The following is a 23805-nucleotide window of genomic DNA, read 5'->3' on the forward strand; positions in this document are numbered from 1 at the left end:
GATTTGCATAAAAAAAGGGAGAGCTATTAGCTCTCCCTTTTTTAGTGTTGTTGTTCTTAGCTGGTTCTGATTACCTGGATCAGAATTACCAGGAAGATACTTACTACCAGGCCGAGGCTAGCTTTCCATGCATCACCTGCGAGATTTAAGGTGGTCTTTCTACTGAGTTTTTCATCAAGCCTATATCTGATTGCCAGTTCACGACCTGCAAGCAAACCAATAAATACCCAGGTAGTACTCATAGGCACATCATTGAGTTCTTTAAAGAAGAAAAGAACAATTCCATAGATAAAGTCAATGATGGTCGCCGAACGAATATCCGTCGTATTACTTTTAGACAAAACGATTCCCTGAATGGCTCCTCCTCTTTGATAAAAGATATAGCCTAAAAGACCCAAAATGATTCCTAAAGAAATAAGCATTTCAGTTCCACTTACCTGACGTGGGAGATAAGCATATATATTGGCAAAGTCCTGAATCAGCCATTGGGACCAGAGGAAACCGGTAGAAACCCATTGGGCAGCGGTCCAGATTCTAGCTTCCCTGCTACTGAAATTCAATTCGCTACTTGCAAAGCGCTTTTCCAGGCTGCGCGAAATGATAATATATATAATAGCTGCTGCTCCAAAGGCTACGGCATAACCTAATAGAGATTTTACCAGCATCTTGCTAAATGAAGGTGCCTGAAAAAAAGTAATCAGCATATCAAAAATCCCATTTGATTGGCTGAAATCTACTCCCGCAGTACCAAAGAAAGACAGAATCAGGAAAGTCGTACTTACGGGAATACCAAAACGGGTGATTGTCAAAAGCACAACCGGAGGAAGTAAGTACCACCAGGAAAGAGGTTCAGGCATGGGATAGGCTGGATTTTCAAAACCGCCTGACCCCAGCAACCTGCCGTAGGAAACATCCCCATCATTTATCATCCATCCATAAACCAGTGCAAAAGTCAGAATACTGCCTGCATACAGCCAGAGGATATACCAGGGACGCCTTTCATTAGAACTCAGGAAAGTTCCCAGCGTTTGAATTACATCATTACCAACAACAGAATAAGCTGCCATGATGAATCCGGCATACATGACAAAAAGAGAAAAATCCATAGCGAATGATTTTGGGGTGTGAGGCCTGCTTTAAAGCTAGTTAAAAAGTATCTGCTTAGGTTGAAGCGTATATTTGATTACCAGAAATTTCATCTTTTCAGAATGAACCTCAAGATACAATCCCCTTCAGGGAAATGAAATACCTCTACTATACAGCTTTATATTTTAGGTGTTTAAGGAATGGAAAAGCTTCTCAAGACCCCTTTAATAGCGGATTATTAGTACTACACTTACAATTATTTCACATTAACTTAATATAAAACAGAGGCCTAGCTTTCCATCTTCAGCGAATCAACATGGTAATAAATTCCATCAACCGGATGTACTTCATTCAGGATAGAGGGGGAGGGCTGTTTTGGTAAAAACAATTCAGGACTTCCGCTCTCAGGTATTCTATCCAATTTCTCTTCAGAGAAATTACGAGGTTGAAGCAGGAAGCTGATCAATATCAGTAATAGGCAACTCAGCAGGAAATTTCCTTTCATAAAGTGCTTGTTTATAAAGGCTGCAAAAGTAGAGAGGGTGTGTAAAGAATAGCTTAGGCAAATGTTAAGTTTATGTGTAGAAGAGCCCGCCGAAAGAAAAATCACATTTTTTTCAATATGTATGCAACCTTTATACAAACAATTCCTTCTATCCCGTGTATCTTTTATGAAACGCTCTTAAAAGAGATACTATAGAATTAGGAACTTAACACAAGAATTAATTTGCATGCAAACTGCTACCTTTTCTGAAGTAGAGCTTATAGAAGGATGCTGTCGAGGGGAGGCAAAGTATCAGAAAGCCTTATATCAGCGATTTTATCGCTTGATGTTCGGAGTATGCTTGCGCTACACAGACAACCAGGAAGATGCACAGGATATTTTGCAGGAAGGATTTATCAAGGTGTTTAAAAACATCCAATCCTTCAGGAGGCAAGGGTCATTTGAGGGCTGGGTGCGCAGGATTATGGTCCATACATCCATAGAGCATTATCGGAGAAACTCCCGATACTTTATGGTGGACATCGAAGAAGCCAGAAGCCTTCATTTCAATGCGGATGTATTGAGCAATATGAGTAGAAATGAAATATTAGACATTATACAGCAATTGCCCGTGGGATATCGAACCGTCTTTAACCTTTATGTAGTCGAAGGCTATCCCCACCAGGAAATCGCAGATATGCTGCAAATATCAGTCGGAACGTCAAAGTCTCAATTGTCCAGAGCCAAACGAATATTACAGGAAAAAATAACGAGAATGAACGAGGATGATAGTAGGAAAGTAGGGAATGGAGACCTCGTTTAGTTTTAAAGAATTCGCGTCAAATGAATAAGCAAAAAATAAGAAGTTATGCCGAGAAAAGATGACATACAGGGATTGCTCAGTGAACGCTTCCAGAATTTCGAAGCGGAACCACAGATCGATCTTTGGAAAGGAATCGAGGCTGAACTTTACCCGGAGAAAAATAAGAACCGCAAACTGTGGCCCTATTTCTCTGTAGCAGCTTCCATTACCATTCTGATCTTTGCCTGGTTCTACCTGAGTACACCAGCAGAAACAGAATTAGATCCGGGATCCGGTTTCGCTGAAGAGCAGATTTCTACTCCAATAGAAAGAGAAGATCCTGCTACTAAGGGAGAAACAGGAATCATCACGAATGAGGTAGTTCCACAATTAGCTGAAGAAAAGATCACACCCAATACTATCAAGCAAGAAAATCAAGATCAGCTAATAGAAGTGAAGGAAGCCAGTCCTGCTTATAAGGTCGATTATAAACCTCAGCCTTTATTGAAAAAGCAGGAGATTATGGACAAAAACCTGGCTTCTTCAGATGTGCTTCCTCAAGAAGAAAAAATTGAAGTAAAAGAGTCTCAAATCGCTTTGGATATAGCGCCCATCGAAAAAGAATTCATCGCCATGAGTACTGCCGATGTCCGTCAACCCGAAGTAAGCAAAATACCCGTCAGCAGAGCTTTTGACTCACCGGCCGAAGAGTCAGAGGTGAATACTGACAGAAGTCTAAACTTAAAAGATCTTTCTTTCAACAAGATCGTTAGTCTGGCCTCTAATGGAATAGACAAGATCAAAAATGCTTCCCCTGTAAAGGTGTATGAAGAAAAAACTGAGAAAGGAGAATCCAAAGTTTACGAACTCAACCTTTTTAAATTTTCAGTCAGTCACAAGACGCAAAAGCGTAGAAACAAAAAAGTAAGATTATGAAAATCAACAACATTTATATCACAGTAATGATGAGCATCATCATGTGTGTGTTTCTCGGGATGAGCAATGTAGCGGCCCAGGATAAAGAGAAGAAGGATGAAAAGACCGAGCAGGAATCAGAAGATGATTCTACAACAGAAATCAGAGTAGGGAATAAGAAGATCATCATCATCGATGATGATGACGAAACCAGAAGAGTAGTTGTAGAAACCGATGATGATGACGATGATTATGATGAAGAATATGAGCACAAAACGCATCGCCGTAGAAAAGGATCTCATGTAGATGGCCTGGGACTGGATATCGGTATCACCAACTATTTCGCCAATGGCAACTATGGAGTTAATGCCGTTCCCAATGACAACTTCGAATTGAGAGATTTCCGTCCGGCTTCTCACGTAGCTCTTCACATCTTCCCTACAACCGTAAGTTTGATCGGAAGAGGTGCCGTAAACCTCAAGACAGCTTTGACTGTGGACTGGTCTTACTATCACTTTGTAAATGATGTAACCATCGTAGAAGGACAAGAAGAAATCGCTTTCGAAGCCTCTAACGTTTCTTTCGAAAAGAACAACCTGATGGCTCGCTACTTCCAGATTCCGCTCCTGTTGAACTTCAATACCATACCTGGTTCAGATGATGGCTTGAGAGTTTCCTTCGGAGTATATGGGGGTGTATTGTGGAAAGCCCGCACCAAGCAGGTAAGCGATGAGAATGGGAAAGTAAAAATCAATGGAGACTTCTACCTCAATCCTTTCCGTTATGGATTGACTGGACGGATCGACTTCAGATGGTTTGACCTCTATTTCAATTACAACCTGAGTGAAATGTTTGAAGATGGACAAGGCCCTAGTACACAAACATTCACGGCTGGTATCAATGTAATCCACTTCTAAAGATTTCGACTTCGAAATTTCATACATAAAAATGGCGGCAAGGATTTCCTTGCCGCCATTTTTATTATCTCTTCATTTTGTACATTTGATGCAGCAAGATTCGCATGCGTCAGATTATACACACTTACAAACTTCGCCTCACCAATCTCAGCCAGGGAAATCGATCGCTGAAATTGGGGAGATTGAGTAAAAGACGTGATATAGACCTCAAAGATCTGGGATTTCTCGATTCGCAATCTGCGGAAGAGCTGCTGAAGAAGATATTAGCAGGGAAAAGTGTAAATCTGATCAGGAAACTGGACCCGCGCCATGAACCCACCAATCTTGCAGATAGAAGACTCAACAATATTTATCGATCTGTAAATACCCTTTTCGAAGAGACAGGGACTTATGATCTTTTTATTGGATATCCCTTTGTGGAGGGAAAGTTTATTGATGGGAGTATTGTCAGAAGTCCGGTTCTGCTTTTTCCGGTGAGACTGATTAGAAATTTGCAAGGGAGGCCTAGATGGAGATTGGAATGTGTGGAGGGCGAAAGTGTTCAATTTAATCGAACCCTATTTCTGGCTTATGAGCAATACCAGCAAAGCCGGCTGAAAGACGAATTCTGGGAAGAAGAGATCGACCCAAATAATGATTGGCTGGAATGGATCAACGAGCTATATCAAAAAGTAAAAGCCTATGAGTTGGAGGTGAATTTCAATTCACGGCTTTTTGACCAGCAGCTGGATACTTTCCCCGACTACCTCAAGGAGAAAATGGAGTCCTTTCGCTCAGGAGTTCTGACTTTTCAATCTCAAGCGGTACTCGGCATTTTCCCTCAATCTGACTCTGCACTCTTACAGGATTATAACCACCTCGAATCCCATTTGGATGACTTCAAAATGGATGAGTTGTTTGGAAGAGGGGAGGGGATAGCAAGTCCTGATCAGAAAGCAACCTATATAAAAGAAGAAGAGCGATACTTCGTGACCCAGGTGGATCAATCTCAGGAGGCCGCATTATTGCGTATCAAACAAGGTGAATCTCTGGTAATTCATGGCCCTCCCGGAACGGGTAAGTCTCAGGTCATCGTCAATATCCTGGCAGATGCTATGGCCCATGGAAAGAAGGTGCTCCTGGTTTCTCAAAAACGGGCAGCATTGGATGTGGTGTATAAACGTATGCACAATCTGGGGCTATCAAGATTTGCGGTTCTCGTACATGATTATCGACATGATCGGGCTGACATTTACCGCAAAATCAAAAAGCAGATTGATGAGCTCGAGAGTTTCCAAAAGGAGATTCGCGATTTGAATATCACCCAGTGGGAACATGAATACAAACTCATTTCCCGACAAACAGATCAGGCTAGCAGGGATTTTGAAGATCTCTATGATGCCTTGACTCGCCGACAGGATTGTGGCCTATCAGCCCATGAACTGTATCTTCGATCCCGGATAGGAGGCAAATATTTTCCATTCGAAGAACTCGCCCGCCGGATCAATTTGGATCAATTGGCAGTTCTGCTTGAGAAGCTGGGACAACTCATAGACTATGCGGAATTTTTTGAAGAAGAACACTCCTGGTCCAAACGCATTTCTTTCCGCTATTATGGATATGAAGATCAGGAACGCATAGCTGGCTTATTGGAAAAGATTCCTATACATGTGGATCAACTCCATATAGAATACCTCCGACTGAGTCAGCAATTAGGCACCCGCCTCTTGGAAGCTGAATTGAATGCCGAAAGAATAAAGGCTTTTCGTCAGGTAGATATCTATGTCAACAATCACCGGATTCGCGAAGACATGGAGGCCATACATAAGGAAAAGCATAAGCCGGAATCTCTTAAGAAAATCCTTGTAAAATTTGAGGAAGGCATTGATAAGCTAAGGGATAGAAAATACCTGGATGATGGAGATTGGAAGCTCTATGCCGAGCTCATAAAGCATGCAGATAATTTCAAGAAACTTCAGAAGAAATCCTTTCGCATACTCCAATTTGATTTCCTTCGCGCACGCTGGTTTTGGAAGCGGATCTGCAAAAGAAATGAGATCAAACTGGAAGAACTGACGTTTAAAAAGCTTTACAAAGAAGTGGGTCATTTTAAGCGGCTCCACAGACTCTATGCGAAGTATATCGATGATGCCTTTCTCGGTGACTTTCCCCTGTTGGATACACAAGAGGAAAAACAGAAATGGTTGAGGGCAAAGGAGCAACATTTAGAAGCTTATTCCTTCACCCGCAACATTAGCTATTTTCCCAAGCATAAACCGAAATTCAACTTTGGAACCTTTGAAAGCGAGGATTGGAGCCAAAGCATGTTGCAAATCCAGGCGTTGGAAAATTTCAACAAATCTCTGAGTAATTTCGGCCGGGACTGGCAAACGTATTTACATCGCGATCAGATCGGAAAGATTCAGGAAGGAATCAAATCTCCGGAAGAACTAAAGCCTTATTTCAAATCTTTACTGTATCACTTCAAAAAAGATTTCAATGACCTCAAAAATCTGGATGCGCATTTGGCCAGCTTTAGTCCTACTGAAAATCAAGTTTTGGAAATCCTTCGTCCTCAGATAAATAGGACGCTTGAGGAAAAGAGTTTCTTGAATCAGATCAGACAATCTTTTTATTATTACTGGATCGAACATGCAGAACGGATTCAGCCCATACTCAGTGAAGTTAGCGGAAGAGGCTGGAATAGAAAGACAAAGGACTATCAGAACAAGCTTGAACAAGGAAGGCAGAAAGTAACCGAACTTATCCAAAGGAGGATTAAGGAAAATATTATCAGCATCCTGGAATTTAACCGCCTGAAAAATCCCATTACCTATCGTCAGATTCATCACCAGGTCAGCAAAAAAAGGCGGCTTTGGTCGGTGCGTAAATTGGTAAGTGAAAGCTGGGAAAGTGGACTTCAAAAACTCATGCCCTGTTGGATGGCCTCTCCGGAATCTGTAGCGGCTATTTTTCCGATGAAAGCAGATTTTTTCGATGTAGTCATTTTTGATGAGGCTTCTCAGTGTTTTGTGGAAAGGGCCATTCCAGTAATGTTGAGAGCAAAACAATCCGTCATCGCTGGAGATGACAAGCAGCTTCAACCCCTGGATTTGTATAAAGTAAAATATGAGGATGCTGATGCCGAATTTGTGGAAGATGAAATAGCCCTGGAAGTGGAAAGTATTCTGGATTTGGCGAAAACCTCTCTACCAGAGACTCAATTGAATTGGCATTATCGATCTCGGGAAGAGGCTTTGATCAATTTCTCCAATCAGGCATTTTATGAGGGAAAGCTGCAGGTCATTCCTCCAGCCGAGCATGACGCACTTTCACAACCTCCCCTTCAATGGATTTCTGTAGAAGGTTTGTGGCAAAGCAATCGAAATGAAGTTGAAGCTCGCAGAGTTATTGAATTGGTGTTGAAACTCATTCAGCGCCCGGACAATCCTTCCATCGGTATCGTTACCTTCAACTTCCATCAGCAGGAACTTATCAAAGATTTGCTGGACCGTGAATTGGAGTTTCTTTCTCAGGAGGACAAGAAACTTTTCAACCTCCTACAGGCCAGTATGCAGAAAAGTGAAGCGGAGGAATATCAGGGGCTTTTTGTAAAGAATATTGAGAATGTACAGGGGGACGAAAGGGACATCATCATTTTCTCCATCGGCTATGCGAAAAATAAAAAAGGCAAACTGGTCAGCAATTTTGGTTTGCTCAATCAGGCGGGCGGAGAAAATCGATTGAATGTAGCCATCAGTCGCGCCCGAAAAATGAACTATGTAATTTGCTCTTTCCTTCCGCATGAGCTAAACGTCGAGCAAGCGAAACATGATGGCCCTCGCTACCTCAAACAATACCTGCAATATGTGAGGGCAATCAGTGATCATCAAGATGAAGTGGCCCTATCTTTATTAGATGCTCAAAACTCAAAGGATTTGTATAAATTTTCTCCCAATCCCATTGCTGACTTTATGAGCACGAGCCTGGAAAAGCAGGGATATAAGATTAGCCGAAATTTGGGCGATACTTCCTTTAAGCTGGATATCGCGGTACATGATCCTGAAAAAGAAGGAGAATATTTACTGGGAATAGAATGTGAAGGCAGTCAATATTTCAGTGGAGAAAGTGCTAAGGAAAGAGAAGTTTATCGCCCCCTTTTGCTTGCTTCCAAATCCTGGATGGTGCATCGGGTATGGGCAAGAAATTACTGGCTGGATAAAGAAAAAGAGCTGGAAAAGATTCTAAAATTGCTGGAAAAAGAAGAATAGGAGGAAAAAGGAGAATTCTTGAAATGTTTTTCCTAAATCCTCGTACAATATATAAATGGTCTTTTTGACTTTTTGTCTCGACTACTTTATACTAGATTATAGCGTCTAATTTAATCGTATCAACCATGTCTATAGATAAGAGATCCCTTGTATCACTACTCATCCGCCTATCAAAATCTGACGAAAGAATCCACACCAACGAAGCCCGCTTCATTATGGATATAGGCACACAATTAGGACTGGATACTTCCGAGATCACAGAAATTGAAAACAATCCACAAGATTATCCACTAGAGCCTCCCAAATCTGAACAAGATCGGGTGAAGATACTCTATCATCTATTGTTTATGATGAAAATGGATGGAGAGGTTTCAGATGATGAATCCAAACTCATAAATCAAATTGGACTTAAACTGGGATTTAGGCCGGAAATGGTAAATGCCATGATTAAGTTGATCCATGAACATGTAAACACCGATGTTCCTCCAGAGAAAATGTTGGAGATTCTTAAAAGATATCTAAATTAAGTACAATCATTGTCCTTGATCCTAAAACACAATGCCCCAAAGTCCTAATAAGAAGGCCTATAAAGTCATATATCAAATAAAAGCCTCCGGAAAGAACGGAAGGCAAGGAAATTCCGGGAGGGATTATCCTGCAAATCACTATCGGGACGAAGTTTCTAAACGAAAACTTCATGGCGATCCAGGTTTTCATGGAGAACCTGGGAGTCATGCGAAAAACATCTTTATCAGTGCAGAAGTCTGGCAAAAAGATATTGATCCCAATTCGGAATCCAAAATCCCCGTTAAACTCAGTATTCATTACTTCAAGGGACAAATACCTTTGGATCGGAAAAAGGTATTTCTTGAGCTAGCAATGGGGGAGAAGATAGAGATTATCGCACGTGGAGGGGACGGTGGTAAAGGAGGTGATGGAGGACATGGCCTAAATTCTCGGGTTCCACATAGTGCTCCCACGAATGGAGGAAATGCTGGCTCTGGAGGGAATGGTGGAGACGGAGCTCATGTCAGAATAGAAGTTCCTGAATCCCAAACATATTTACTTAGCTATTTTGTTTGCGATGTTTCTGGCGGAGAAACTGGCAAAAAAGGATTGGGGGGAAAAGGAGGCGAATATAAAAATATACATGCCTTAAACGCCTGGCATAATAAAGGGAAAAGAGGAAAAAATGGATCACATGGATTTGATGGAAGAGAAGGGAAAGTAGAATATCAGCTTACTTCTACAAAAGTAAATAGTCCCGAAGTTTATAGCAGGATTCACGAAATAGAAATTGAACGATTTGAGTTTGAAGAAGCTTTTCCTGATGGCATTTATGAGTTCGGAGAGGAAGTACAGATCAGGCATATCGGGATAAAGAATCTTTCTGATATGCCCACCCCTGAGAAAGTCCCTATATGCCTTAGAATCCGTGAGAATGAATGGATCAAGCCTAGTAAGCCTTATATCATCATACCAGCTGGTATAAAAGAAAGAAAGCGAATAAATTTCTTTGATCCTATTTCTTTCCAATTGAGGCATGTAGATCCGCATTTAATTCAGGAAGAGGCACTTATCAAAGAAGTAAGCCTTGAAATTGAAGCTTTCCTTCCCGGAACGGATTTAGAATTTCCTTTAGCCAGAATCCAGCAAACCCTTAAAGTTCAGTATCCGGTCAGGTTGAAATACTTCCGGGTAATCAGAAGTTTGGCACCGGGAGAAAAAGGAAGGATTTCCTGGAGAACCCTCAATCTGATCAGTCCGGAAATTGATTTGGATATTCATAGGCAGAGGATGATGCAAGCGCGTTTTAAGCTTGGAGAATGGGAGGAAAATCTAGCTCAGGAGCAGCCGCTTCAGTTATTAGACCCTCTATTTAAACCGATGTCTATCATTGCCTATCGCTTGTTTGAGATAGATAAGGCAGAAGAATATAAAGATTCCGAATTCTTCTTACAGGTAGAAGGAGAGGCGGATGAATTACAAGATGTAAAAGCCGAGCTGACACTGGAAATAGGGGCTGTGGATAGTCCGCTAAAAGCAAAACCTATACAGATCATTCCGTTTCATATTCGTATAACACGGACTTATAGAAAAACGGAAGCCTCGGATGTACTCCTGGTCTTTCATCACGACATCGATGTGCCGAGTTTGGAGGAAATCAAGAAATTCTATGCAGCTATCGGTTCAAGCATAGACTATTGGGATCTTTCTTATTATGGATTTCTTGATTTGGAGAAGGGCATGGAAAATGGGCGATCTATTTTGGAGGATTTCGAAGGAAAAACCATCCTCATCCTGAATTTCCCTTTCCTCAACCACCAGAGAGAAGAAGTGCTACCATCTTTTTTCCTCAAGCCAGCTCAATTCCACCGCGCAGTGAATGAGTTTGGGATCGAATTTCTCATCATCGGCGAATCACAGTGGCGGCAGGCTACTTTCGTTCAATGGTTCAATCTCCCCAGCATCGCACGAAAGATTTTTAATCGCTATAGATCAGTACAGGACTTTCTGACTTTCCTGGATAATCGAGTGCATGAGATAGCTGATGGGAGTGATGGCTTTTTGCAAAGGCCTTTAGGTATGCTGGCTTTTCCGGAAGACAATATTTCCCATCGCTCCTATGAAATTCTGATCAAGAAAGATGAGTTGCCTCGAAAATATCTCGCCAATTATTCAGAGGAAACCCTGGTAGTAGTTTGTCGAAATCTGGCCCGGGAAATGGAAAGTCGCTTTCCGAAAGAGCAATTCTTCTTTATTTATGAATATGTACAGGAATCGAAAGAAGGCTTTTGGGGAAAGATAGAAGTAAAACAAGGTCCTCATAAGGTGCATGGAGCCAATATGCTTGCCTGGCATTTGGAGAGAAGTATATACGAAGAAACGCATGATGAGACTACTCCCAGTTTGGGCTTCTTCTTATATCTGAGTCTGAGCAATTGGGAGTTTAAGGAAATGTTGCAGGAATTTCTGGCGGGGAAAGCGGGATTTCTCGAAACCGATCGGGCCATAGATGATGCCAGGGACGCAATTCTTTACAGAATCGTATTGGAGTTTATCAATTTGAAGCATTTCCATAGCATTTCTCAAGACGAACTCAAAGAGCAATTGGGATTCTTCAATATGGTTTTTGAACATAATATTGGAGGCTTTGATATTCGATCTCCTCAGACACGTCTGTTTGGTGAATTATGTGTGCATGTCCTTGCATTCATCCAATCGCAAAAGAGTACCAAAGAAAAACTCTACCTCGATAAAGATGATTACCGCTTGTCTCGTTTGATTCAGGGATTGCTTGAATCCTGGGTGGATCGGAATTTTGATGTTTCTCGTGAGTTGAAGCGGATGGATAAAAAACTTTGGCAACGGAACAAAAGAGATGGGAAGGCCTTTAGACTTTCCTTGAGGGAAAGGCGACAAACTCGACTTAGAAATTATGAGTTGAAGGCGATTCGGGAAGGGAAGTCTTTTGCTGAGGCTGCCAGGCAGTATTATCTGAGAAATGTCCAGAATATTTCTGTACAGACCAATTCCATTTACCCTAGACAAAAGTTTGAAGAAATCTGCCGACAATGGAATGAGGTTACGGAAAGATTTGAGGAAATCTCTCAAAAAGAGATTGAGATGCTGGAAATGCTTAAGAAATAATCTTATGTAAGCAGGCTTTCTTTCCCTTCTGTATGTATCCCTTCATAAAGCAGTATCCCCAGGCTTAGCATAATCGGTACGATAAAATAATAATCGATGGGAAGAGCCAGGAAGCTGTAAAAAAATGTCAACATGAGTTTCAGGCTTCCCAGGAGAAAAAGACGGTCGCGGATTTGGTCCTTTTTTCTATAGTACAAAAAGACAAATCCCAACAATAAAATGACTGAGCCGATGAACTGGAGATTCTGAACCGCTCCAGCCTGAGCCTCTGCATCACCTGGCCAGAACTCATAAAAAAGAGCTGCTAAACCTGTGCCTCTATACAAGGCTCCTGGCTTTCCATTGGGACCAAACCAGGGCTCAAACGTCCAGTTTTTCATCGTTACAATTCCATGGTGTTCCAAACCTTGCATAGGCATGGTCCAATCCTTACTCAAAAAAGGAATCACATATAAAATCAACATACCAGCCAGTACGAAACTTCCCAGCTTTACTAAATCAACTTTAGGATGCTTAAGGAGAAAGGGAAGAAAGAGTAGGGGAGCCCAAAAAAGGAGGCTGTAACGAGAAAGTAAGCACGTCAGAAGCGCCAGGCCAAGGAGCCAGACATTTCCGGTCGTTAATGCAACTGCCAGGAAGATATAATAACTGAGGATAAGGAGTTCGACGGTATGGCTAAAGACTACAAAATTATTTCGGACTAAGAGGTAGATAAACAGTCCGGGTAGGATCGCAAGGATACTACTTTGGAAAATGCTTCTTCCTTTTTTGATGGCGATATGGGTGAAAAAAAAGCTGGCAGCTAGCCAAAGTCCCAATACCCACCATCTGTCATCGAAGCCCATGGCTTCTGGTACTACAAAAGGCCCCCAATGTAAAGGCATATAAGGAGAGCGTAGTTCGTAACCAAAATCATGAATAGGCGCATAGGGAAATTCGCCTTGCATAAACCTCCGGGCCATGATTTCAATTTGGGGGATAATATCCGAGTTTTGAGGAGCTATGGCATATTTCTCAAAAAGAGGAAAGAGAATAGGTAACAAAATCAGGATGCCTATAAATGGGAGAGCATATTGGATGATTTTTGCCCAAAGAGGTGCTTGTTCAGCGTTTGAATAGCTACTCTTTTCGATGGCTGGCTGAAAACTTTTCCTTATGGCATATATCCCCATTCCAATTCCTGAGAAAAAAATCAAGCAGGACTGAATCAGGTTCGCATCTGCTTCTTTAGCGGGTTTCCACCAACTTACCAAACCAAATTCCAATACACATACAAGGGCCAGTAAAGTCCATTGGATTTCTTTTGGATGCTTTTGATATAGATTTTGGAGCATAGCTAACTTTCAGCTCTCAATAAGGGGTGAAATTATTGCTTTAACAAGGGCATGTCCCATTTGATTTGGTTCCAGGGACTTCTTTTATCCGAAAGCAGTCGATGAAGGGTCTTTTCATACAGCTTTCCTTTTTTGCTATAATCAATGGCAGACCAAAATTCACGGCCCATTAGATAAGCTTCTCCCATGTCTTTCCAGGAATCATAGCGACTTTGCAAAGCTGTCGCTATTGAATTGAGGTTCTCCCAGGCAGTTTCTTCATCCAGATATCCCGCCAAGTAACCAAGTCCGCAGTTTTCCATGTATCGCAATTGATCCCAGGCCATAAAGCCCTGATTTTTAAGCTTGCTACCTTCTTCCTCGATCATTTCCACTCTTGCTTTTTCTTCAGCTATCTCAGCTTTCGTGGACATGGCATGCTCTCCTCGATTTACCTCTCCCAGATAGTCCTGAATTTCGCTTTGAGAGCTATTCATGATGCGCTGGATGAGTTCGAGAAACTCGGTCCTATGTCCCTCAGTAATCAACCAATCCTGCACTTCGTCAAAATCCTCCTGATCCTGTATATCCCATTCTTTTTTCAAGCGCTTTCGGGCATACTTCATGGAGCTATTGCTGAGTTGCGCGCCGCCGAGTACATAGAGCTTACGGTTCTGAACCCGATAAAGCAGCGCAAGGGCAGCCATGCTCCACATATTGGGGCTGTTTTCTTTGGCTTTGCTATACCTGCGAGGAAGCATGGCAGTTCGTAAACCTGCCTTGGCTGAATTTCGAATCTTGTTAAATCGAATGAGCCACCAAAGTGCTCCCAGCGTGATCAGGCTATACAAAGAGCTATAGAGCCAGCCACCCATTTTATGGAATTCTGTTCCGGCCCAAAAGAGTACCAGGCCTGCGCCTATAAAGCTGGCTAGTACTTTTACATAATATTCGGGATTACGGAGCCCTTGCTCTTTTCCTTCAGATCCGAGGATCTTTTTTTGCCTCACGGCTCGTAGACCCAGATAGAAAAGGAAAATTCCCAGGGCAGCGATGAGGTAAGGAGAAAAAGCAGGTTCGTTCATGTGAAAAGCCGATTTAGCTTGCTTCGATAAAAATACGAATAATATTTAGAGGTGAATGGAAACCTTCCAATCTGAGACCTCAAACAGCCTCTCATTGCGATCCCAATCCTCGGGAGAAGCAATCTCCTTGACTCAGATAAGGTTTTAGTATTTAAGGGGATTGCTTCGGACAAGTTTTGTGCTCGCAATGACAGTTCTGTTATAGAGCAAAAAAAGGAAATGAAGCCCATAATCTGTCATTGCGAACGCAGTGAAGCAATCTCCTTACTTCCAAATAAGTAGGTTGATATCAAGGGGATTGCTTCGCCCAACATTTTGACTCTCAATGACACCGCGGTGTAGATCAAAAAGAAGAGCTCAGCCTGAGCGGAAGGGTAGAGGAGGGCTTAATCCAAATAATCAATCCTGATATCATCAATATGCATCTCCGTACTCGGACCTACCAGGAAGCCAATGGCATTGCCCATGAAGGGTTCGAATTCGAGGATGTCGTGATAAGTTTCATTTACGTAAAGATGGTAGAAATCTCCCGTTTTGCGGATGGTAATTTTATTGAAACCGTCGGGATTGAGGCTGGGGATTTTGTTTTGTGAAGAAACACCTACGGACCAGTTTCCGATGACTCCCGTTCTTTCTCGGTTGAAGCCGAGGAAATAAAAATTGCTGCTATTGTTGCCGCCCCATTGGAACATACTCGTACCGGTTCCGGATACGATTTTGATGTTTGTTTCTATCTCAAAATCTCGTGTCTGATCTATAATTTGATTTCTTTGGACAAAAATGCCTGATTCTGGAGACTTAGACTCAAATATGTACAGTCCATCTCGAATTTCTGCTCTAGATTGAGCTGAATTTCCAACTGTCCAGTTATTGCCATTATCGTCAAAACTTTCGTCCAAAACACTGGCAGTCGAAGTCGTGCTATTGTAGGCGGGCGAATTTTGGGCCCACTCAGGAGTTTCGGCCTGCTCTTCCAAAAATAGTTCGTCCAAATAATAATCCCGTTTGAAGCCAGTCAGGAGAGAGCCGTAAACCTGCTCTCCGGTAGAACGCATCATGCTGGATATATTATTATTGGGCAGAAAGTCATCTCTGTGTTGAAGACGATCCAGAATGCAATGTCCCAATTCATGGAAGACGAGGATCTCACGATGATATACATTGTTTTGCCAGTTGGCAGAAGTAGTATCCAATTCTATATGGGGGACAAATACATTGGCATTGTTGACGGGAGAGGTACAGAGTCCTGCGGCTTGTCCATTATTGAGATTTTCTCCAAAATCAACCCGTAGATTTTCAATATTGATATCGAGGCCTCTTTTACTGGCCTCAAATTCAAATGCATCTATATAAGGTTGAATGAGTTCGGGTACTTCATAAACCGGACCGGGAGCCGGACCTGGATCGCTTTCACAAGCCATCAAAAAAAGAAGTGAACTAAGTACCAGACTCAATAAGGAAGAATGCCGCATAAAAGATATAGATCAGAAGATTTTCAGCTATTTGACTAGCTCAAATCCAATACGTTTAATCAGGGTATTTCAATAGTAACGAAAATAAGGGAGAATCGGCTGCAGGCCAAACCACTTTTTCAATAATAATACACGCTTGTCCAGAATTCTCCTAAACTCCCACCCGAAACTCATCCAGGTACTCTGCCAGCATGTCGAGATTGCTATCAAAAGTCCGTTTATCCAGGTGGGCCTTTGCCATTCCATAATTTCCGGCCAACATTGCCTGAAAAAAAGAAGCAATCTGGACAGGTTTTGCCCTTTCGACGACAAATCCCCTTACTTGCCCTCGGTACAAGGCATCCGAAATGATATCTTTCACGCTGTCCTGCATGATTTCCAGCCTTTTTCGGAAGCCTTCGTCCAGAGGAGACATCTCCAAAGCGAGATTATGAACGGGATCTCCGAGCATCAGGTCCTTCGCTTCGGTTGTGAGCTTGATACCGCTTAAAATAGACTGTAGAAAGCTAACAGGGTTGCCTTCATACTCCAAAAGTGGAAGATAAGGCTTGAGATATTCGGGCTGAATGACTTCTTCCAGGATAGCATACCCCAAAACGGTCTTATTTTTGAAGTGATAGTAAAGGGCACCTTTGGTGACATCCATACTTTTCATCACTACATCAGCTCTCAATCCTTGAAAACCTTTCACGCGCATATCTTCATAAACGCGTTCTAATATTCTCATCCGGGTATCCATATTCAGCAAAATAAGACCATACTTGCTGGTATGCAAAAAATCGACCAAAAATTACTTATTCTCCAAATACTTCTGCAAAGACTTTCATGGTTTGTGGGTATTTGAACCCGTCAATATGAAACTTGTAGTAATCAAAGAGGGTCTTAATGATAAAGCGTTTCATATTGCTGTCGAAAGTAATCTGCTGACAAGAATATGGAGACGGAAGTTCGTCGAGATTGCTATGCATGAAACGATGAAGAAAAGGAGCTACTTCATCTTCATTTTGTTTGGCTTTAGAAAAAATACCAGCACGTATGTCGAAGCTCAACCTCTGTGCTCCCTCACTTTGATCGTGAGGGAAAAAGCCTAAATGCCGGGTATGATGCAGGAGAAAGTAAATGAAGATTTGAATCAGTCTTTTCTCAGATCGATCCAGTTTCGTGATGATATTGTGCAGGAAATTGTAGAGGGCTTCATTTTTCTCCTCTTCTTTTACGGTATCGTAAAAGATTTCCAACATAGCCAGGCCCAGAGAAAGTTTGACGGGTTGGGTCTGCACCTCATTTAAGTAGACCGAGATCTTACTTTCCGTGATCTTGTGCAGACTTCGATTTTCCTTATTGAGAAAGACACATTCGATGATGGAAAGGGGCTGGAAGTAACTGTGCCGACTCTTGGCACGGGTCGAGCGATAGCCTTTGATCAGAAAACTTTTGATCCCAAAATCTTTGGTATAGATGGTGGTGATCAGGTTGGCGTCCTGATGTTTGAGCGTTCGTAATACGATTCCTTCAGTCTTACTTATCAAGTTGGAAAATGAGTTTGTGCTGGAACCTAAAATTAGCAAAAATTCGGCTCTAAAGAATATTTACTGGTTCGACTTAGCCTTCAAGCTATAATTGGCACCCGAAGCGATCAAACTGGGACGGAGTTTATAAGCCAGATCCAGAATTTCTTTTTCCTCTTCATAAATCCCCAGCAGTTTGTCCCGATCTTCTTCTGTATTGATAGCCTTTACTTTACTGACCATAGGAGAAAGTGCATTTTTTGGGAAAAGGATGACTTCTTCTATTTCATATCCTTCCCTTACACTTCCCAAAAGGTCAAGCGGATTGATCAAAACACTTTCTTCTCCTTGCTTGAGAATTGGCGCCAGGATCAATAGCTGAATAGGGTGAAGGAGTTTTTCAATTAAGACTTTATTGGGAACAAGCTTTCCTCTTTCTTCCAGAAAAAACTTCCGCTGATCGGCAGAAAAGGCATTATTATACACCATAGCCTCACTTAACAAAGCCGATATCCGCTTATTGACAAAGCGGGTATCATTGAGCTTTTCCCCAAATTGATCATGAATGAGAATAGCTTTCTCTTCAAATTTGAAGTTGTGGACCAGATCGCGAATCAGCATGCGATCTTTGAGGTTATCTTCTGTGAGGTAAAGGAGCTTCAAAGGATATGGGATTTAAGTGTAAACGAAATTAGGGATTTTAGGGGAGAAATGAACTTTAGGGAATAAATTCATACCTTAATCTCTTAGGCCTAATATGAGAGCATGAGCCACACTGACCAGGACAAAGGAACGGAATACGTATTGCGAATCGCGTTGGGGGTCATAACTCTTCTGCTCATCCTTCCCTGGATCAATTCCATCCTCACTTATTTTTTGGGCTTCTACCTTTTTCCTTCTCTGTATGGCTTTCGTTCGACTACCCTCTTTTACCTTCTTTTGTTAGCCTATTATATATACCTGCTGATAGGTGTCGAAACCATCGGACGAAAATCGAAAACCCTCTGGATTATCCGCTTCATTCTGGTGGGCTTTATCTCTATGCCCATATTCTGGTATTTTTTCGTTTGGAGGAAAGAAGAATACGCCCTCTTTTCGGAGGAAGAAAAAGCCGAGCAATTGAGGGATGAGCTAAATACTGTCGAAGAAGAATGAATTTTAGTGAATCGGACATACAGCTCTATTTCCCCGACTTCATTGCTAAAAGCCTCTCTTTTGATAAAGAAGCATATTTTCGGCAAGAGAATTTTAACAAAGCTCAAACCGAAGAATCCCTCGCCTCTTTAGTAGGAAAGAAAACCGTTTTTGAGTCTCTGCTTCTTTTCTGGATAAAGGCCTATCAAAAGGTATTGATATGGGAGGAGATTCTAGAGGAATGGGAGATCTTTACTCCGCCTATGTTTGTTGTGGATGCAAAGAAGACTTCCGGAGAAGTATTCTCAAGATCGATAAACGATATGTTTAAGAATTTACCCTATCCTCCTGATTTGCTTTTGCCCCCTTACAAAGCCTATCAACTCAAAGATGCCTGGGATCAGCGAATCTATCTGCTTGAAAATGAAGATAAATACCAATTGGTATATTGGGATACAACTTCTTGAAACTTAACGAGCGATCACCGAAAACTTGCCTATACAGGCATTGTCGCCATTGTCATCGGCAATTAAGGCCAGATAAATCCCGGAACGGACCTTTTCCCCTCGCACATCTCTTCCATCCCATACGGCAGTTCCTCCCTGCGACTGAATTTCGCGCACCAATAGGCCGGAAACTGTTGTGATTTTTACAATGGATCCTGTACCAGAGCCTCGAATCGTGATCCCGGATTCTGTATCGGTAAAAGCAGGATTAGGAAAAACAAAAACATCATTACATTCTCTTGATCCGGCAGTGGCATCTCCCTGAAAGCTGATCAGTCCCAAAGAGGTAGCAAAAAATACTTCTCCTGTCGTTTGATCTACTTCGACATCATTCACGACATTTGAAAGAAGCGGGCTGTTTTCTACAGTAAAAGTTTCTATTAATTCATCCCCATCTTCCGAAACCAGAAAAACACCATCATTGGTTGCCAGCCATTTGCGATTGCCTCCATCTACTGCTATGGCATTGATGGTAGCTTCTCCCAAAAGAGGGCGACGATCAAAAACAGGAGGGCGAGCATCAACAATTTGTCTTTGAGAAATGGAAAAGGGATCGAAGAATACCACCACTCCCTGCGTGGTTCCCACCCAAATAAATCCATCCTGGTCTTTGGCTAAAGAGGTAACGGAATTGCTTGGAAGATCGCCTTGATTGATACCAGATTTCAAGGTCAGGGTCCAGTCATCAGAGACATCCAAAGGAGATTGTGCATCATTGTAAACCAAAACACCTTGATCTTCATTGATGATCCACTTACTTCCAAAATCATCCACAATCATATCCACAAAGTGATCATTATTGGGGATGCGGCTGGAATTGGCTGTAAACCATTCGCCTTCCGGGCTCTTTACCATGAGCGGAATTTGGGAAAAATCCAGACTTACCCAAAGATTTCCATTCAGGTCATAGTCCATTCCACTTACCCGGGCATTATCGAGTTTGCTGATATCGCAAGGAGGAGCGATTACAGAGAGATCTGCATTTTCACAATTGTAAAAAGCCTCTTGAATCCCATTTTTTAGCTCAACCAAACCTGTTCCCCAGGACGCCATCACAGCTTTACCTGCTGAATAATCATAAATTCCTCTAGCGAAACTGGTGCTAACTGTAGGATCAAGCGCTCCCGACTCTCCAGACAGTCTTTCCCATCCATTGTCTCGCGTATAATAATATACGCCAAGTCTATTGGGGTCCGTATTGAAAGACTGATTGTAGCCTTTGGGGGCAATGTAAATTTCACCATTTCCTACAGCTATCCGGATGCAGTCATTGGTAGCAGGTCCGGTAGGCGAAAGGCTGAATTTTTCACCATCCAGAAATCCCAGTACACCCTGCCCATTGGTACAAGTGATGTATTTGCCCGGGGAAACAAAGTGAACATCTGTTACTTGTTGTCCATCGCTGAAAAAATCTCTCCTTGAACCATCAAACCCAAAAATCGAACTACGGGTAATGCGCCAGACAGATACGGCATCTTCAGAAAGGGTAAATCCATCTACTTTTTCATTGGAAGGATCAAAAGGTCCCCAGCTTCCATTTTCCCGAATCAATAAGGCATTGGGCGTACGCATCATCATGACGCTGCTATTGGATTCGATCTGCAAAAGATTCAAACTGGAGGTCAAGCCGTCCCGATTATTTTCATCCCGCCAAATAGAGGGGTCTTTTAAGTTGGGGAAATCAGCTGGAGCGGAGTAAAGCCCAAAGTCTTCCAGCAATACCCAAATCCGATTTTCCAGGACACTTACTCCGATCACATTGATCTGTGAAGGCAGGTTCGCAAACTGAGCGACATCTGTTTCTGGTAAGCCATTATTCAGATCATAAATCACCAAACCAAATTCGGTAGCGATATAAAGTTTATCGGACCTTCCGGCAAAGGCATTGATACGTTTTTGGGTGAAAAAGCTGTTTCTCTGAATATCTGTGAAGTATTCAAATTGCCCGGCCTCGCGAAAGACATCTATCATACCATCCGCATAGCCCACAAAAACTCTATCTGCATCGGTATGATAAAAGATGGTGGTAGGATTGATTCCGCTTAAGCCTTCTATGGTTGAGAAAACCTGTGTTTCCCGATTTTCTAGATCATAGCTAAACATGCCTCCTCGGGTGATGGCATATACGATCCCATTTCTGTCAACGGATTTAACACTGGAAGTATGGCTGAGGTAGGAGGTCCAGCTTTCAAGTTCATTTCCCTGTCCTAAGCTAATCAGGGAAAAAGCCAGTATACATATACTGAGAAATAATTTCTTCATGTCTTTGGGCTTCTATGCTTAAAGCATTGCGCAAATCTACAAGAAAGATTGGCCCCTTGCTAGGGATAAATTATTCTCAAAAAAGTCCTGAAAGACGCAGGGCCAGGAAAACCTGGCCCTATTGCGATAGTCGCATTAATGCGAATTGAAGAAATTATTTTAACGAGTAGCGAGAAACGCCTCGATCGTAATCAAAATGCTTTTCCAAAATCCCGCGCGCATAGAGTTTTTGGAGTTTTCTTTCTGCCTGTGAAGGAGAAAGATAGGACCCGGCCGCCAATTCATCCGCAAAAATCTTACCGCCATGATGCTCAATCGTTTCCAGTAGGTCATCTTCCGGCATGATACCGAGATACTTATAATAGAAGCGCGCTATATAGGTTCTAAATGTCTTCACGAAAATAACAGAACTGGGTCACAAAAACTGCACAATAATCATTCCTTAAACTTCAATCACAGGGCCGACTGTATTGTAATTCTAACATTTCATTGAAAAGGAAACAGGAATCTTCTGCGACCAGCCGAATGGTATTTTGAGTTGTTTCTATTCGAAAGTTAACCAGCTTGCTCATTTGGCCACTTTTAAAAGTGTACTCATACAATTCTTCTCCTCTTTCAAAGTTTTTGCTCTTCAATCGTCCGCTATGTTTTTCAAAGGTATAAATGATGTTTCGTTCGCGATCTACATGATAGGCCCGGTCAAAATCATAGTATTTGATGCGGGGAATAAAGGAGCTTTCGCGGAAATAATTGGGCTCTCCAACGATATCCAGTGTTACGACTCCTGTGCGATAATCGATTTCATAATTACTGACCGCCAAAAGGCCCTGCTTCTGGGATAAGACCCATACTGCCCTTTCTTCCAGGGTTCTGACTCCTTTCTTGGATCTTCGCAGGACATAATAAATTTCGTCCTGGATGACATTATCATACTTTTTGTCAATCAGTAGATGATAATGTCGATCAGAGAATTTTACCAGGGTATCTCCCAGATCGGCCTGAGGATCGAGAAAGACATGAGCATTTTGCAACTGCTGCCCAAACTCAACATAATAGGTTTTCGTATTTCCTTGTAACAAAAAACCACTTCCATAGCCCTCAAAGATATTATAGGAGAAAGGAAACATGGGAGCATTATCTCTCAAGCTGGGACTTGGGCTAAAGTGATACCAATTGTTGGCATCCAGGAATACGGTATCCTGCACCAACTCGAAGGGAGCCTGGTTTATAAAGGTTTCATTGCAGGAAGTATGAATGAAACCCATGAGAATCACAATGGCAAGTAACAGGATTTCCTGTAGCGAACGATTCATGGATAGGGAATAAATACCCTTAGGTCTGGGAATAAGCTTAACAAAGCTACGCCTTGTGGCTTTCTTTAACAAAATTGCAAAGCACATTCGAACCTGACACAATCTTAATACGAATGAAAATCGGTGGAATTATTATTAGGAAAGATTTTATCTCAAGTTCTCCTGAATTATTTGGCTTTTTACAGAATGATGTCGAATGGGATAGGAGGATGCCTGATAAATTACTATTTGGATGTTAAGTCGAAAATGGGCGAATGAACCTTAGCCTCAAAGCCATTAAATAAGGAGAGAAAAGAATCTCATTTTCTGCTTTTCTATCCTCTTTATCTGCAAATGACAAAATTGAAGAAACACATATCCAAAAATCCTGTTTACCTTTAAAGTCTCAGTAAAAATCTTATTCCATGGAATCCATCATCCGATTAGAAAATATTCGCAAGACCTATCAAATGGGCCAAATAGAGATTCACGCTTTGCGGAGTGTCTCTTTAGATATTTATCCTAATCAATACCTGGCCATTATGGGTCCTTCCGGTTCAGGAAAATCAACCCTGATGAATGTCCTGGGTTGTCTGGATACTCCGTCAGATGGAAACTACTTTCTAAATGGAACCAATGTAAGCAATATGGATGATGCTGATCTTGCGCACATACGCAATAAAGAGATCGGCTTTGTTTTCCAGACCTTCAATCTCCTGCCTCGCTCGACAGCCCTTGACAATGTAGCTTTACCACTGGTTTATGCAGGATTTAATAAGGGGAAAAGATCTGTAAGAGCTCAGGAAGTTCTAGAAAGTGTTGGATTAGGAGATCGGGTACATCACAAACCCAATGAACTCTCAGGTGGTCAAAGACAAAGAGTAGCCGTCGCACGTGCACTCGTAAATAGCCCTTCTATCATTCTGGCGGATGAGCCTACAGGTAACCTTGATTCCAAGACTTCTTACGAGATCATGGCATTGTTTGATCGTTTGCACAAACAGGGCAATACGATTATTGTGGTTACGCATGAAGAGGATATCGCTCTCTATGCACAAACTGTCGTCCGACTCCGGGACGGAAATATTGAATCTATAAAAGATAATGAAACCCGTACGCAACCCTAGT

20 protein-coding genes are annotated in these 23805 nt (G+C 42.0%); 9 read left to right on the forward strand and 11 right to left on the reverse strand.

All coding sequences use genetic code 11. The features are described from left to right. Positions 1-56: 56 nt before the first annotated feature. Positions 57-1106, reverse strand: coding sequence for a hypothetical protein (locus tag R8P61_27370; protein ID MDW3650827.1), 1050 nt, complete (start codon positions 1104-1106; stop codon positions 57-59). Between the two features lie 269 nt (positions 1107-1375). Next, positions 1376-1591, reverse strand: coding sequence for a hypothetical protein (locus R8P61_27375; GenBank protein ID MDW3650828.1), 216 nt, complete (start codon positions 1589-1591; stop codon positions 1376-1378). A gap of 226 nt (positions 1592-1817) precedes the next feature. Between R8P61_27375 and R8P61_27380 the strand changes: the two genes are divergently transcribed. From R8P61_27380 to R8P61_27405, 6 genes are all read left to right on the forward strand, one after another. After that, positions 1818-2393, forward strand: a complete 576-nt coding sequence (locus R8P61_27380; protein MDW3650829.1) for a sigma-70 family RNA polymerase sigma factor — start codon at positions 1818-1820, stop codon at positions 2391-2393. Positions 2394-2438: 45 nt separating this feature from the next. Next, positions 2439-3308 (forward strand): hypothetical protein, encoded by an 870-nt coding sequence (locus tag R8P61_27385; GenBank protein ID MDW3650830.1) that lies wholly within the window; start codon positions 2439-2441, stop codon positions 3306-3308. Then, positions 3305-4204, forward strand: a complete 900-nt coding sequence (locus tag R8P61_27390) for an outer membrane beta-barrel protein (GenBank protein ID MDW3650831.1) — start codon at positions 3305-3307, stop codon at positions 4202-4204. Before R8P61_27385 ends, R8P61_27390 begins: the two co-directional genes overlap by 4 nt. A 104-nt stretch (positions 4205-4308) precedes the next feature. After that, on the forward strand, positions 4309-8454 hold the full coding sequence (locus R8P61_27395; protein ID MDW3650832.1) for an AAA domain-containing protein: 4146 nt from the start codon (positions 4309-4311) through the stop codon (positions 8452-8454). Positions 8455-8579: 125 nt separating this feature from the next. Then, on the forward strand, positions 8580-8981 hold the full coding sequence (locus R8P61_27400; protein ID MDW3650833.1) for a hypothetical protein: 402 nt from the start codon (positions 8580-8582) through the stop codon (positions 8979-8981). A 31-nt stretch (positions 8982-9012) separates the two neighbouring features. After that, the gene (locus R8P61_27405) at positions 9013-12105 is read left to right on the forward strand and encodes a hypothetical protein (GenBank protein MDW3650834.1); all 3093 of its coding nucleotides are present in this window, start codon (positions 9013-9015) and stop codon (positions 12103-12105) included. A gap of 2 nt (positions 12106-12107) precedes the next feature. On the opposite strand, the gene R8P61_27410 is transcribed toward R8P61_27405, so the two are convergent. The 6 genes from R8P61_27410 to R8P61_27435 form a co-directional block, all read right to left on the reverse strand. Next, positions 12108-13439 (reverse strand): hypothetical protein, encoded by a 1332-nt coding sequence (locus R8P61_27410; GenBank protein ID MDW3650835.1) that lies wholly within the window; start codon positions 13437-13439, stop codon positions 12108-12110. Positions 13440-13471: 32 nt separating this feature from the next. Next, positions 13472-14503, reverse strand: a complete 1032-nt coding sequence (locus R8P61_27415; protein MDW3650836.1) for a DUF1266 domain-containing protein — start codon at positions 14501-14503, stop codon at positions 13472-13474. 386 nt (positions 14504-14889) lie between these two features. Next, entirely contained in the window at positions 14890-15975 is a 1086-nt protein-coding gene (locus R8P61_27420) for a hypothetical protein (protein MDW3650837.1), read from the reverse strand. 151 nt (positions 15976-16126) lie between these two features. Further along, positions 16127-16702, reverse strand: a complete 576-nt coding sequence (locus R8P61_27425) for a TetR/AcrR family transcriptional regulator (GenBank protein MDW3650838.1) — start codon at positions 16700-16702, stop codon at positions 16127-16129. Positions 16703-16769: 67 nt separating this feature from the next. Then, the gene (recO, locus tag R8P61_27430) at positions 16770-17504 is read right to left on the reverse strand and encodes a DNA repair protein RecO (protein ID MDW3650839.1); all 735 of its coding nucleotides are present in this window, start codon (positions 17502-17504) and stop codon (positions 16770-16772) included. Between the two features lie 60 nt (positions 17505-17564). After that, positions 17565-18146 (reverse strand): hypothetical protein, encoded by a 582-nt coding sequence (locus R8P61_27435; protein MDW3650840.1) that lies wholly within the window; start codon positions 18144-18146, stop codon positions 17565-17567. A gap of 102 nt (positions 18147-18248) precedes the next feature. Here R8P61_27435 and R8P61_27440 point away from each other — a divergent pair, with 102 nt between their 5' ends. Further along, positions 18249-18638 carry a hypothetical protein gene (locus R8P61_27440; protein ID MDW3650841.1) on the forward strand — a complete coding sequence of 130 codons (390 nt, stop codon included), beginning with the start codon at positions 18249-18251 and terminating at the stop codon, positions 18636-18638. Continuing rightward, positions 18635-19084, forward strand: coding sequence for a hypothetical protein (locus R8P61_27445; protein ID MDW3650842.1), 450 nt, complete (start codon positions 18635-18637; stop codon positions 19082-19084). Before R8P61_27440 ends, R8P61_27445 begins: the two co-directional genes overlap by 4 nt. A gap of 3 nt (positions 19085-19087) precedes the next feature. Here the strand turns inward: R8P61_27445 and R8P61_27450 are convergent, their stop codons facing one another. From R8P61_27450 to R8P61_27460, 3 genes are all read right to left on the reverse strand, one after another. After that, a complete protein-coding gene (locus tag R8P61_27450) occupies positions 19088-21385 on the reverse strand; it encodes a two-component regulator propeller domain-containing protein (protein MDW3650843.1) in 2298 nt (765 codons plus the stop codon). 154 nt (positions 21386-21539) lie between these two features. After that, on the reverse strand, positions 21540-21782 hold the full coding sequence (locus tag R8P61_27455) for a hypothetical protein (GenBank protein MDW3650844.1): 243 nt from the start codon (positions 21780-21782) through the stop codon (positions 21540-21542). A gap of 52 nt (positions 21783-21834) precedes the next feature. Further along, a complete protein-coding gene (locus R8P61_27460) occupies positions 21835-22698 on the reverse strand; it encodes a hypothetical protein (GenBank protein MDW3650845.1) in 864 nt (287 codons plus the stop codon). A 404-nt stretch (positions 22699-23102) separates the two neighbouring features. Here R8P61_27460 and R8P61_27465 point away from each other — a divergent pair, with 404 nt between their 5' ends. Continuing rightward, positions 23103-23804, forward strand: coding sequence for an ABC transporter ATP-binding protein (locus R8P61_27465; protein MDW3650846.1), 702 nt, complete (start codon positions 23103-23105; stop codon positions 23802-23804). The last annotated feature ends 1 nt before the right edge of the window (position 23805 follow it).

It is taken from the genome of Bacteroidia bacterium, assembly GCA_033391075.1.
Taxonomy (GTDB): Bacteria; Bacteroidota; Bacteroidia; order J057; family J057; genus JAWPMV01.